Genomic DNA, 13821 nt, shown 5'->3' with positions numbered 1-13821 from the left:
GCTCCCACAGGGCCCATACACCCTTGTGGGAGCTGGCTTGCCAGCGATGCAGGCAACCGGCTGTATCTGCAGGATTGAACCGAAACCATCGCCAGCAAGCTGGCTCCCACAGCCCATACACCATTGTGGGAGCTGGCTTGCCAGCGATGCAGGCAACCGACTGTATCTGCAGGATTGAGCCGAAGCCATCGCCAGCAAGCTGGCTCCCACAGAGCCCATACACCATTGTGAGAGCTGGCTTGCCAGCGATGCAGACAACTGGCTGTATCTGCAGGATTGAACCGAAACCATCGCCAGCAAGCTGGCTCCCACAGAACCCATACACCCTTGTGGGAGCTGGCTTGCCAGCGATGCAGGCAACCGACTGTATCTGCAGGATTAAACCGAAACCATCGCCAGCAAGCTGGCTCCCACAGGGCCCATACACCCTTGTGGGAGCTGGCTTGCCAGCGATGCAGGCAACCGGCTGTATCTGCAGGATTGAGCCGAAGCCATCGCCAGCAAGCTGGCTCCCACAGTGTGGTGTCAGTCCCTGAACACATCATCCAGCAGGTTGTGCATGGCGGTGAACGCCCGGTGCGCGGTTTTGGCGTCGTACATCATTTTGCCCGGCACGTTGGCATGGGGATCAGTAAAGGAGTGCACGGCGCCGCCATAGCTGGTCAATTGCCAGTCGATGCCGGCAGCGTTCATCTCGGCTTCGAAAGCCGGCAGTTGTTCCCGGGGTACCAGCGGGTCGGAAGCGCCATGCAGGACCAGCACTGATCCGGTAATGCTTCTGGCATCGATCGGGTTGGGCGTATCCAGGGTCCCGTGAAAAGATACGGCCGCTTTCAACGGCGCACCACTGCGCGCCAGTTCCAGCGAGCAGCAACCACCGAAACAGAAGCCAAAGGTCGCCAGCTTGCTGCTGTCGACCACTGCCAGGCCCTGGTTTTTCAGCACGTCATAGGCTGCCCACATGCGCTTGCGCAACAAGGCGCGGTCGTTCTTGAGCGGCATCATCGCCGCGCCCGCCTCGTCGCCATTGGCGGGGCGTGTAGCCTGGCCGTAGAGGTCGGCGATCAACACCACATAGCCCTGCTCTGCCACCGACTTGGCGATCTCTTCGGCGCCCTCGCTGATGCCCATCCAGTTCGGTGCCATCAACAACCCCGGCAGCGGGTCTTCTCGACTCGGGTCAAAGGCCAGGCGGCCTTCGTATGGCAGGCCGTCGATTTGATAGGCAACGGAACTGACCGAAATAGATTTCATTAAAAACTCCTGAATTCGAAACAAAAAAAACCCGCCGAAGCGGGTTTTTTATAGCTCAGTTACACCGACAACTCTACTAACAGTTTATTTAGACGACGGACATAAGCTGCCGGGTCTTTCAAACTGTCACCGGCCGCCAGGGCTGCCTGATCGAAGAGGATGTGCGACAGGTCGCCAAAACGCTCTTCGCTCGGCTCCGCATCGAGTTTCTCGATCAGCGGGTGAGCCGGGTTGAACTCGAAGATCGGCTTCGATTCCGGCACTTTCTGCCCGCTGGCTTCCAGGATCTGGCGCATTTGCATGCCCAGGTCCTGCTCACCGATGGCCAGAATGGCAGGTGAATCGGTCAGACGGTGCGATACCCGCACTTCGCTGACGCTTTCGCCCAGCGCTGCCTTGATGCGCTCAACCAGGCCTTCTTTGGACTTGGCAACTTCTTCTGCGGCTTTCTTGTCCTCTTCCGAGTCCAGGTTGCCCAGATCCAGATCACCGCGTGCCACGTCGACAAAGCTCTTGCCGTCGAAATCGCTGAGGTAGCTCATCAGCCACTCGTCGATACGATCGGTCAACAGCAGCACTTCGATGCCTTTCTTGCGGAAGACTTCAAGGTGCGGGCTGTTTTTGACCTGGGCGTAAGTGTCGCCGGTCAGGTAGTAAATCTTGTCCTGACCTTCTTTGGCACGGGCCAGGTAGTCGGCCAGAGCAACATTCTGTTCGCCGTCGTCACCGTGGGTCGAAGCAAAGCGCAACAGACCGGCGATTTTTTCCTTGTTGGCGGAATCTTCAGCCGGGCCTTCTTTCATCACCTGGCCAAAGTTTTTCCAGAAGCCCTGATATTTCTCAGGCTCGTTCTTCGCCAGTTTTTCCAGCATGTCGAGCACACGCTTGGTAAGCGCCGATTTCATGGAGTCGATGATCGGGTCTTTCTGCAGGATTTCCCGCGACACGTTCAGCGACAGGTCATTGGAATCGATCACACCTTTGATGAAGCGCAGGTACAACGGCAGGAACGACTCTGCCTGATCCATCACGAACACACGCTGTACGTACAGCTTCAGGCCTTTCGGAGCTTCACGCTGATACAGGTCAAACGGAGCACGGGCCGGCACGTAGAGCAGCGAGCTGTATTCCAGCTTGCCTTCAACCTTGTTGTGGCTCCAGGCCAGCGGGTTCTCGTAGTCGTGGGCAATGTGCTTGTAGAACTCCTGGTATTCCTCGTCCTTGACTTCAGTACGAGGACGGGTCCACAGAGCGCTGGCGCGGTTGACGGTTTCCCATTCCAGTGCCGGTGCTTCTTCGCCTTCTGCGACGGCCTGCTCTTTAGGCAGCTCGATTGGCAGGGCGATATGATCGGAATACTTTTTGATGATGTTGCGCAGGCGCCAGCCGTCAGCGAACTCTTCTTCGCCTTTCTTCAAGTGCAGCACGATTTTGGTACCGCGATCGGCTTTCTCGACGGTTGCTACTTCAAACTCGCCCTCGCCTTTGGAGGACCAGTGCACGCCTTCGCTTGCAGGAGTGCCGGCACGGCGGCTGAAGACATCGACCTTGTCAGCCACGATAAAGGCCGAATAGAAGCCCACACCGAACTGACCGATCAGATGCGAATCTTTTTTCTGGTCGCCCGACAGGTTTTTCATGAAATCGGCGGTGCCGGACTTGGCGATCGTACCCAGATGGGTGATCACGTCATCGCGGTTCATGCCAATACCGTTGTCTTCGAGAGTGACGGTATTAGCGTCCTTGTCGAAGCTGACACGGATTTTCAGATCAGTACCGCCTTCCAGCAGTTCAGGCTTGGAAAGCGCTTCAAAACGTAATTTGTCGACAGCATCAGAGGCGTTCGAGATCAATTCGCGAAGGAAAATTTCCTTGTTGGAGTACAGCGAATGGATCATGAGGTGTAGCAGTTGCTTGACCTCGGTCTGGAAGCCCAGGGTTTCTTTTTGAGTTTCCACGCTCATTGTTATCAAACTCCGATTAGATGGCATGAGCCACGCCCGAGAGGGTTGGCGGCGGGATGTCATGAAAGTTGGGGGCTAAGGTTTAAATTTCAAGGCCTGTACTCTCAATGCCTCGCTTTTACCGCGCGCAGGCTGTGTTTAAGCCGTCGTTTATATATATGAACCGCCATGGAACTTAAGCGCACAGCACGTGCTCAAACGCCCAGTAGATCTACTCATAAGGAGAAACACCCCATGCGTAATACTTTCGCTGTTGCTTTGATGCTGGCTGCCACCCTCGGTCTCGCGGCCTGCGACAAGAAATCCGAAGATAAAGCCCAAGAGGCGGCTCAGCACACCGAGCAATCCCAGGAAAAAATGAACGAAGCCCAAGACAAAGTGAACGATGCAGCCAAAGAGAACGCTGAAGCGGCTAAAGCTCAGGCCGAGTCCAATGAAGCGGCTGCTAAAGAAGCTGCTCCGGCTGCACCTGTAGCAACTCCAGAAAGCAAGTAATCTGCTTTTGTGAGCGGCACCACAAAGCCTGCCTAGTGCAGGCTTTGTTGCATCTGGAGATCAACAAATCAAACCGGCAATGTTCAACTCAGGGTTTAAAAGTTCGACCATAAAAAAAGCCCTGCATCCATTGGATGCAGGGCTTTTTGATTGACTCAAAGCGCGCTTTTGGCGTGCCCGGTCATTACGCGATAGCTTCTTGACGCTTACCCAGCATACGGTCGCAAATCACTGCAGCCAGCAAGATCACCAGGCTCGGCACCAACCACGCCAGCCCCTGATTGCTGAATGGCATGTTGGCCAGCTGGGCAGGAATCCACTCACCCAGACCTGCGCCTTTCAGCGCATCGATAGTGCCGAAGATAAACGACACCAGCATCACCGGGCCAACAATCCGTGCCTGCGCATGCCACAAGCCTTTGCAGAAGCTCAAGGCCACAAGGACGATGCATGGCGGGTAGATTGCCGTCAGCAGCGGGATCGAGAAGGCGATCAACTTGGTCAGACCAAGGTTGGAGACGAACAGCGAGAATACGGCGAGGATAACCACCAGTGTCTTGTAGGACAGCGGCAGTATCTTGCTGAAGTATTCCGCGCAGGCACAGGTCAGGCCAACGGCAGTAACCAGGCACGCCAGGGCAATCAATACGGCCAGGAAACCGCTGCCCAGCGAACCGAAGGTGTGCTGAACATAGGCGTGCAGTACGGCTGCGCCGTTGGTTGCACCGGCGGCCACTTCATGGCTGCCCGCACCCAGACGGAACAGGCTGACGTATACCAGCGCCAGACCGACACCGGCGATCAGGCCGGCAATGATTGCGTACCGGGTAATCAGTTTTGGCGATTCGACACCGCGGGAACGGATTGCGTTGACGATCACGATGCCGAACACCAGTGCGCCGAGGGTATCCATGGTCAGGTAACCATTGATAAAGCCCTGGGAGAACGGTGCTGCCACGTATTCCGGGGTCGCAACGCCAATATCACCGGCAGGCAAGGCAAAGGCTGCAATGCCGAGGATCGCCAGGGCAATGATTTTCAGCGGCGCCAGGAAGCGGCCAACGGTATCCAGCAAGCGGCCCGGATACAACGACACGAAGAACACGATCAGGAAGTACACCGAGCTGTACAAAAACAGCGCCAGCGGGCTTTCACCGGTCAAAGGGGCCAGGCCGACCTCAAAGGATACGGTGGCTGTACGCGGGGTGGCGAACAGCGGACCGACAGCCAGGTAGCAAACAGCTGCAAGTATGCCGCCAGCCAGTTTGCCGATCGGGCTGCTCAGTGCATCCATGCCGCCGCCGACTTTAGCCAGCGCAATGACGGTAACCACCGGCAGGCCGACAGCAGTAATCAGGAAACCCAGTGCAGCCATCCAGACGTGAGGTCCGGACTGCAGGCCAACGATAGGTGGAAAAATGATATTGCCAGCCCCGACAAACAGGGCAAATGTCATAAACCCAAGTGCCAGAATGTCCTGGCCTTTCAAAACTTTCATTACGGAAATACCACACTACTGAATCGGAATTTAGAGGGGAATTTCCCGTGCGGATGTGGGAAATGCTGTCAGCCTGAATAAGGCCGACCCGTCTAGCGCGCGGCTTCCTTTTGGGATGCATACGCAGAAATGCAGAGTTGGCGGCAAGGTTACCGATTTTTTCCATGGCGCGCACTGTTACAGGGCGCACTGTCCGATGAACGAACGCAGTTGTCGCTTAAATGACATCGAAAAACGTTTTGATGTGATTTTCTTATTCGTAAATAGGATTTCTCCTAAAGTTATTATAACTATTGGAGCAAGTTTGCTCGCGCGCACCCGGCATCAAGCCAGCTTGCGGCACCACTCGCTGTTTAATTCCCCAAACGCACAAAGGCCACCCGAAGGTGGCCTTTGCCTGGTGTAACTATCAGTTAAGCGCGAGGCTTACTTGATTGCCCAGCCAGTCAGCTCGGACAGAGCCTTGCCGATGTCTGCCAGCGAACGCACGGTTTTAACGCCTGCGTCTTCCAGAGCAGCAAACTTCTCGTCTGCAGTACCCTTGCCGCCAGAGATGATTGCGCCAGCATGGCCCATGCGCTTGCCAGCAGGGGCAGTCACACCAGCGATGTAGGAAACAACCGGCTTGGTCACGTGTGCCTTGATGTAGGCAGCCGCTTCTTCTTCAGCCGAACCGCCGATCTCACCGATCATTACGATCGCTTCGGTCTTCGGGTCTTCCTGGAACAACTTCAGGATGTCGATGAAGTTGGAGCCCGGGATCGGGTCACCACCGATACCAACGCAAGTCGACTGACCGAAACCGGCGTCAGTAGTTTGCTTGACAGCTTCGTAAGTCAGGGTGCCGGAACGCGACACGATGCCTACTTTGCCTGGCAAGTGAATGTGACCTGGCATGATGCCGATCTTGCATTCGCCTGGAGTGATAACGCCAGGGCAGTTAGGGCCGATCAGGACTACGCCCAGTTCGTCGCACTTAACTTTAGCGTCAAGCATGTCCAGGGTAGGAATGCCTTCAGTGATGCAAACGATCAGCTTGATGCCGCCGAACGCTGCTTCAAGGATGGAATCCTTGCAGAAAGGAGCCGGAACGTAGATCACGCTGGCGGTTGCGCCAGTGGCTGCTACAGCTTCTTTCACGGTGTTGAACACTGGCAGACCCAGGTGCTCGGTGCCGCCTTTACCAGGAGTTACGCCACCAACCATCTTGGTGCCGTATTCGATGGCTTGCTGGGTGTGGAAGCTACCTTGCGAACCGGTAATACCCTGGCAGATAACTTTGGTGTCTTTATTGATCAGGACGCTCATTACTTGCCCTCCGCAGCTTTAACAACTTGTTGAGCAGCGTCGGTCAAGCTGGTAGCAGCGATGATGTTCAAGCCGCTTTCTGCCAGTACTTTAGCGCCCAGTTCAGCGTTGTTGCCTTCAAGGCGAACAACCACCGGGATTTTCACGCCGACTTCTTTCACTGCACCGATGATGCCTTCGGCAATCATGTCGCAACGAACGATGCCGCCGAAGATGTTGACCAGTACTGCAGCGACATTGCTGTCGGACAGGATGATCTTGAACGCTTCAGTTACGCGTTCTTTGGTTGCGCCGCCACCAACGTCAAGGAAGTTGGCTGGCTTGCCGCCATGCAGGTTGACGATGTCCATGGTACCCATGGCCAGGCCAGCACCGTTGACCATGCAACCGATGTTGCCTTCCAGTGCCACGTAGTTCAGTTCGAACTTGGCAGCGTGCGCTTCGCGCGGATCGTCTTGCGACGGATCGTGGAAAGTTTTCAGCTTAGGCTGACGATACATGGCGTTGGCGTCGATGTTGATTTTCGCATCGAGGCAGTGCAGATCGCCGTCAGTCTTGATTACCAGCGGGTTCACTTCCAGCAGGGCCAGATCGTGATCCTTGAACAGCTTGGCCAGACCTACGAAGATCTTGGCGAACTGAGCAACTTGCTTGCCTTCCAGACCCAACTGGAATGCCAACTCGCGACCCTGGAATGGCTGTGCGCCAACCAGTGGATCGATAGTAGCTTTCAGAATTTTTTCTGGAGTGTCGTGAGCGATTTTCTCGATGTCCACGCCACCTTCGGTGGAAGCCATGAACACGATGCGGCGGCTCGAACGGTCAACGACAGCGCCCAGGTACAGCTCTTTAGCGATATCAGTGCACGATTCAACCAGGATCTTGGTGACCGGCTGACCATTGGCATCAGTCTGGTAAGTCACCAGACGCTTGCCCAACCACTGTTGTGCGAATGCTTTAGCGTCTTCTTTGCTGCGAACCAGCTTAACGCCGCCCGCTTTACCGCGACCACCTGCGTGAACCTGGGCTTTGACAACCCATTCAGTCCCGCCGATTTTATCGCAAGCTTCTGCGGCTGCTTCCGGGGTATCTACTGCATAACCCTTGGATACTGGCAGGCCGTATTCAGCGAACAGCTGCTTACCCTGATACTCGTGAAGATTCATGCTTTTTACCGTCTTCGTTAGGTACTGCGCATTCGGCGCTGCACTTGGATTAGTGCCGCACCACCTGTGACTGCTGCTTGTGCTGCCCGGACCAGCCCGACTCCCGCGTGGGCGAGGTCGGATCTGGCTCAAGCGACATAAGACTGCGTCCGGCGGAAGTTCCGCGGTGAGGCTTGCGTGCAAGGCTCACGACGGGCAAACCGCCGTGGTTTCTTATTGTCTGGTATTAACGTTTTTTGCGGTTGGCAATGTGGATGGCGCCGCCATTCACTGCCAGTGCTGCTTCGTGCAACGCTTCGGACAGGGTCGGATGGGAGAAAACCATCATGCCCAGGTCCTCAGCGCTGGTGCCGAATTCCATACCGATCGCGCCCTGCTGAACCAGTTCTGCAGCGCTCGGGCCAATCACGTGGACGCCCAGTACGCGGTCAGTTTTGGCATCAGCAATGACTTTGACAAAGCCACCGGTGTCGTTTGCTGCCATGGCACGGCCACTGGCTGCGAACGGGAAGGTGCCGACGTTAACTTCAACGCCTTCAGCTTTCAAGGCCTGTTCGGTTTTACCGACCCACGCGATCTCCGGGTGAGTGTAAATAACCGATGGAATCAGGTCGTAGTTCATCTCGGTCTTGTGACCCTTGATGCGCTCGACAACCATGATGCCTTCTTCAGAAGCCTTGTGTGCCAGCATCATGCCGCGAACCACGTCACCGATGGCGAATACGCCCGGAACGCTGGTGGCGCAATGATCGTCAACAAACACGAAACCGCGCTCGTCAATGGTCACACCGCTGTCAGCTGCCAGCAACTCGGTGGTCACCGGACGGCGACCAACGGCTACGATCAGCTTGTCGAAGGTGATGGTCTGTTCGCCGTTGGCGTCGGTGTAGGTCACAACGACTTCTTCGCCGTTAACCTTGGAACCGGTAACGCGAGCGCCCAGCTTGATGTCCAGACCTTGTTTGGTCAGGGTTTTGTAGGCTTCTTTGGACACGGCAGCGTCGGCAGCCATCAGGAACGTGTCCAGGGCTTCCAGAACAGTTACCTGAGCGCCCAGACGGGACCATACCGAACCCAGCTCCAGACCGATTACGCCAGCGCCGATAACGCCAAGACGCTTGGGTACGGACTGGAATTCCAGTGCGCCGGTGGAATCAACGATGATGTTGTTGTCTACCGGTGCTGGCGGAATGTCGATCGGACGCGAACCCGAAGCCAGAATCACGTTCTCGGCTTCGATGATTTCAACGCTGCCGTCCGGCTTGGTCAGTTCAACTTTCTTGCCGGCCAGCAGTTTGCCGTGGCCTTGCAGGGAAGTCACACCGTTGGCCTTGAACAAGGTAGCAACGCCGGAAGTCAGACCTTTAACGATGTTGGCCTTGCGGCCGATCATCGCTGCAACGTCCATCTTCACTTCACCGGTGGTGATGCCGTGGATGGCAAAAGCATCCTTGGCTTCGTGATACTTCCAGGTGCTGTCCAGCAGCGCCTTGGATGGAATGCAACCGACGTTCAGGCAAGTACCGCCCAGTGCCAGTTTGCCTTCCTTGTCGGTGTACTTTTCGATGCAAGCAGTCGAAAGACCCAGTTGCGCGGCCTTGATGGCGGCAACGTAGCCACCGGGGCCCGCACCAATCACTACAACGTCAAATTTCTGTGTCATAAAAGGTTCCCTTTTAGCAACAAGCTACAAGCCGCAAGCTGCAAGTTTGAAGCCCGTCAGCTATTAAGCTTGAGGCTTGGCGCTTGCAGCTTGCCGCTGCTATTTAGATATCCAGCAGCAGACGCGCTGGATCTTCCAGCAGGTTTTTGATTGCTACCAGGAAACTTACAGCTTCTTTGCCATCGATCAAGCGGTGATCGTAGGACAGAGCCAAATACATCATCGGGCGGATTACAACCTGACCGTTGATTGCCATTGGACGCTGAAGGATGTTGTGCATGCCCAGGATTGCGGCTTGCGGCGGGTTAACGATCGGGGTCGACATCATCGAACCGAAAGTACCACCGTTGGTGATGGTGAAAGTACCACCGGTCATTTCGTCCATCGACAGCTTGCCGTCACGGGCTTTTTTACCGTAAGCGGCGATGCCGCCTTCGATTTCGGCCAGGCTCATCAGTTCGGCGTTACGCAGAACCGGTACCACCAGACCACGGTCGCTGGAAACAGCAACACCGATGTCGGCGTAGCCGTGGTAAACGATGTCGGAGCCGTCGATCGAAGCGTTAACAGCCGGGAAGCGTTTCAGCGCTTCGGTGGTTGCTTTCACGAAGAACGACATGAAGCCCAGGCGTACGCCGTTGTGGGACTTCTCGAACAGGTCCTTGTACTTCGAACGCAGTGCCATGACTTCGGTCATGTCCACTTCGTTGAAAGTAGTCAGCATCGCCATGTTCGATTGCGCTTCTACCAGGCGCTTGGCCACGGTAGCGCGAACGCGGGTCATCGGAACACGCTTCTCGACACGGTCGCCCGCAGCCAGAACAGGAGCAGCCGGTGCAGCAGCGGCTTTGGCCGGAGCAGCAGCCGGAGCGGCCTTCTTGGCAGCAACAGCAGCTACCACGTCTTCCTTGGTCACACGACCGCCTTTGCCAGTACCGGCAACGGAAGCGATGTTGATGCCGTTTTCTTCAGCGATCTTGCGAGCAGCCGGAGCTGCAACAGGATCGTCTTCGCCTTCGCCGGCAGGAGCAGCAGCCTGAGCGGCAGGTGCAGCAGCCTGAGCGGCAGGTGCAGCAGCAGCGGCTGGCGCGGCAGCAGCAGCGCCGCCTTCAACGATGGAGCCCAGGACTTCGTCGGACAGAACGGTGTCGCCTTCGTTCTTGACGATGGCGCCCAGAACGCCGTCAGCTGTAGCCAGTACTTCCAGCACAACCTTGTCAGTTTCGATGTCAACAATCAGGTCGTCGCGCTTTACAGCGTCGCCTGGTTGTTTGTGCCAGGTGGCAACGGTGCCATCGGCAACCGATTCCGGAAAAGTAGGGGCTTTAATCTCGATAGCCATGTTCGTGGTTCCTTAAATTCGGTTTCAGTGCGCGAAGGCGTTAAACAGTAAACGCGTCTTGCAACAGTTTTGCCTGTTGCTCGGCGTGCATCGATGCATAACCACAAGCAGGTGCAGCAGAAGCGTCACGGCCCGCGTACTCAAGTACGAGAGATTTATCGTGACCGCCAATGATGCGGCGCATGTGATGCTGGCTGCAGTACCAGGCACCCTGGTTCATCGGCTCTTCCTGACACCAGACAATGTGTTTGGCGTTTTTGTACGGAGCCAGGACTTCAATCAAGTCGTCCTCAGGGAACGGGTACAGCTGCTCAAGACGCACGATGGCGATGTCATCACGACCTTCGGCACGGCGTTTTTCCAACAGGTCGTAGTAGACCTTGCCGCTACACAGCACGATGCGACCGACTTTCGCCGGATCCTGTGCATCGATCTCCGGAATAACGGTCTGGAACGAACCTTCGGCCAGATCTTCCAGGGTCGAGACTGCCAATTTGTGACGCAGCAACGACTTGGGTGTCAGGACGATCAGCGGCTTGCGCAGCGGACGGATAACCTGACGGCGCAGCAGGTGGTAAATCTGCGCTGGAGTCGTTGGTACGCACACCTGAATGTTGTGCTCGGCACACAATTGCAGGTAACGCTCAAGACGTGCGGAGGAGTGCTCCGGGCCCTGACCTTCGTAACCGTGTGGCAGCAACATGGTCAGACCGCACAGACGGCCCCACTTGTGCTCACCGCTGGTGATGAACTGGTCAATTACAACCTGGGCGCCGTTGGCGAAATCGCCGAACTGGGCTTCCCAGATAACCAGAGCATCCGGCGTGGTGGTCGAATAACCGTATTCGAACGCCAGTACAGCCTCTTCAGACAGCAGCGAGTCGTACAGGTCAAAACGTGGCTGACCCTGGTACAGGTGCTGCAGCGGGATGTAGGTGCCAGCATCTTTCTGGTTGTGCAACACGGCGTGACGGTGCGAGAACGTACCGCGGCCGATGTCCTGACCGGTCATGCGAATCGGGTGACCTTCGAACGCCAGGGTCGCGTATGCCATGGTTTCGGCATAACCCCAGTTGATCGGCAGGCCGCCGGCTTGCATTTTTTGACGATCTTCGTAGATCTTCGACACCTGACGCTGAACCACGAAGCCTTCTGGAATTTCCAGCAGCTTGGCCGACAGTTCTTGCAGGGTTTTCAGATCAAAACGCGTGTCGTGACGCGCAGTCCAGGCGTGGCCCAGGTACGGACGCCAGTCAACGAACAGCTCTTTGTTCGGCTCTTTGACCAGACTTTTCACAACATGCAGACCGTTGTCCAGCGCGTTGCGATATTCGTCGATCTTGGACTGAACGCGCTCTGCGTCAACCACGTTTTCCTGAGTCAGACGCTCGGCATACAGTTCACGGGTAGTGCGCTGCTTGGCGATCTGCTGATACATCAACGGCTGAGTGCCGTTTGGCTCGTCGGCCTCGTTGTGACCGCGACGGCGGTAGCAGAACAGGTCGATCACGACGTCACGCTTGAACTGCATGCGGTAGTCGATTGCCAGCTGGGTCACGAACAATACGGCTTCCGGATCATCACCATTTACATGGAGGATCGGCGCCTGAATCATTTTCGCGACGTCAGTGCAGTACTCGGTAGAGCGCGAGTCTTCAGGGTTGCTGATGGTGAAGCCAACCTGGTTGTTGATCACCAGGTGAACCGTACCGCCAGTCTTGAAGCCGCGGGTCTGCGACATCTGGAAGGTTTCCATGACCACGCCCTGACCTGCGAATGCAGCATCACCGTGGATGGAAATCGGCAGCACTTTTTCGCCGGTCTTGTCGTTACGACGATCCTGGCGTGCACGTACCGAACCTTCAACCACTGGAGAAACGATTTCCAGGTGGGAAGGGTTGAACGCCATCGCCAGGTGGACTTCGCCACCGGAGGTCATGACGTTGGAGGAGAAGCCCTGGTGGTATTTAACGTCACCGGAACCCAGCTCGATTTTCTTCTTGCCTTCAAACTCGTCGAACAGGTCGCGCGGGTTTTTACCGAAGGTGTTGACCAGAACGTTCAGACGGCCACGGTGGGCCATGCCGATAACGATTTCTTTGGTGCCGTAGTTGCCCGAACGCTGGATCAGCTCGTCCAGCAAAGGAATCAGGCTCTCGCCACCTTCCAGGCCAAAACGCTTGGTGCCCGGGTACTTGGTGCCCAGGTACTTTTCCAGGCCTTCAGCAGCAGTCACGCGCTCAAGCAAATGGCCCTTGATCTCTGCCGAGTAGGTTGGACGGCCACGTACGCTTTCGAGGCGCTGTTCAAACCAGTGGCGCTGCTCGGAATCGACGATGTGCGTGAACTCGGCGCCAATGGTGCGGCAATATGTCTGCTGCAAAGCTTCGAGAATTTCGCGTAGGCTCGCTTCCTCTTTGCCGATATACAGGTCGCCGGCACGGAAGGTCGTATCAAGATCGGCATTGGTCAAGCCGTAATGATTGATCGACAGGTCTGCAGGTGCAGGACGCTGCCACAGCCCCAGCGGATCAAGCTGGGCTGCCTGGTGGCCGCGCATCCGATAGGCCTGGATCAATCGCAGCACTTCAACTTGCTTCTTCTCATGCTCACTGCTCACGCTCCCGGCAGAAACCGGTTGGGCGCGGCGCTGGTTCTTTGCCAGCAGCACGAAATGGTCGCGGATTGTAGAGTGCGAAACATCGTTGGCAGAGTTGCCGTCATTGGGCAACGTCTGAAAGTAGGTGCGCCATTCTTCTGGCACAGCGTTAGGGTCGTGCAGGTAGAGCTCATAGAGCTCTTCCACATAGGCAGCGTTACCACCTGAAAGATAGCCGCTGTTCCACATGCGCTGCATCACGCTTTCTTGCATGCTTGGTCACCCTCGGTTAGGGGACACCATCGACGAGAACACCAGAGCACGCTTGAGAAAGTCCGAATACAGCGACTAAAACAAGCCACTTAGGATCACGCTGATAGTCCGGGTACCAGCCCGGATGCCCCTGCTGGTCTCATTTCTTCAAAATAAGAGCCGCAGCTTTTTGAGCTGTTGCTCAGGTTAAAACTACGGCGCCGGTTGAAGCCTGCGCCGTAGCATCTACGGTTACAGCGATCCTGCAGTACAGCTTTGA

The 13821-nt window shown here is 56.2% G+C and carries 9 protein-coding genes; 1 reads left to right on the top strand and 8 read right to left on the bottom strand.

Annotated elements, in window-relative coordinates; all coding sequences use genetic code 11:
• Positions 1–525 precede the first annotated feature (525 nt).
• Positions 526–1254, bottom strand: coding sequence for a dienelactone hydrolase family protein (locus tag JQ845_RS07170; protein WP_003446930.1), 729 nt, complete (start codon positions 1252–1254; stop codon positions 526–528).
• 59 nt (positions 1255–1313) lie between these two features.
• Entirely contained in the window at positions 1314–3218 is a 1905-nt protein-coding gene (gene htpG / locus JQ845_RS07165) for a molecular chaperone HtpG (RefSeq protein ID WP_203008811.1), read from the bottom strand.
• Between the two features lie 234 nt (positions 3219–3452).
• Here htpG and JQ845_RS07160 point away from each other — a divergent pair, with 234 nt between their 5' ends.
• A complete protein-coding gene (locus JQ845_RS07160; protein WP_003446926.1) occupies positions 3453–3713 on the top strand; it encodes a hypothetical protein in 261 nt (86 codons plus the stop codon).
• Between the two features lie 184 nt (positions 3714–3897).
• On the opposite strand, the gene brnQ is transcribed toward JQ845_RS07160, so the two are convergent.
• From brnQ to JQ845_RS07130, 6 genes are all read right to left on the bottom strand, one after another.
• A complete protein-coding gene (gene brnQ, locus JQ845_RS07155) occupies positions 3898–5211 on the bottom strand; it encodes a branched-chain amino acid transport system II carrier protein (RefSeq protein WP_003446924.1) in 1314 nt (437 codons plus the stop codon).
• Between the two features lie 426 nt (positions 5212–5637).
• On the bottom strand, positions 5638–6519 hold the full coding sequence (sucD, locus tag JQ845_RS07150) for a succinate--CoA ligase subunit alpha (RefSeq protein WP_003446921.1): 882 nt from the start codon (positions 6517–6519) through the stop codon (positions 5638–5640).
• Complete coding sequence (sucC, locus tag JQ845_RS07145) at positions 6519–7685, bottom strand: ADP-forming succinate--CoA ligase subunit beta (protein ID WP_003446919.1); 1167 nt, start codon at positions 7683–7685, stop codon at positions 6519–6521. The genes sucD and sucC overlap by 1 nt, the downstream gene beginning before the upstream one ends.
• 226 nt (positions 7686–7911) lie before the next feature.
• Positions 7912–9348 (bottom strand): dihydrolipoyl dehydrogenase, encoded by a 1437-nt coding sequence (gene lpdA, locus JQ845_RS07140; RefSeq protein ID WP_003446917.1) that lies wholly within the window; start codon positions 9346–9348, stop codon positions 7912–7914.
• Positions 9349–9451: 103 nt separating this feature from the next.
• Positions 9452–10690, bottom strand: a complete 1239-nt coding sequence (gene odhB, locus JQ845_RS07135; protein ID WP_203008810.1) for a 2-oxoglutarate dehydrogenase complex dihydrolipoyllysine-residue succinyltransferase — start codon at positions 10688–10690, stop codon at positions 9452–9454.
• Positions 10691–10730: 40 nt separating this feature from the next.
• The gene (locus JQ845_RS07130; RefSeq protein ID WP_003446913.1) at positions 10731–13562 is read right to left on the bottom strand and encodes a 2-oxoglutarate dehydrogenase E1 component; all 2832 of its coding nucleotides are present in this window, start codon (positions 13560–13562) and stop codon (positions 10731–10733) included.
• Between the last annotated feature and the right edge of the window lie 259 nt (positions 13563–13821).

This window comes from Pseudomonas paraversuta (assembly GCF_904063065.1).
Taxonomy (GTDB): domain Bacteria; phylum Pseudomonadota; class Gammaproteobacteria; order Pseudomonadales; family Pseudomonadaceae; genus Aquipseudomonas; species Aquipseudomonas paraversuta.
The sequence above is the reverse complement of the archived record's forward strand: the minus strand, read 5'-3'. Positions and strand labels throughout refer to the sequence as shown.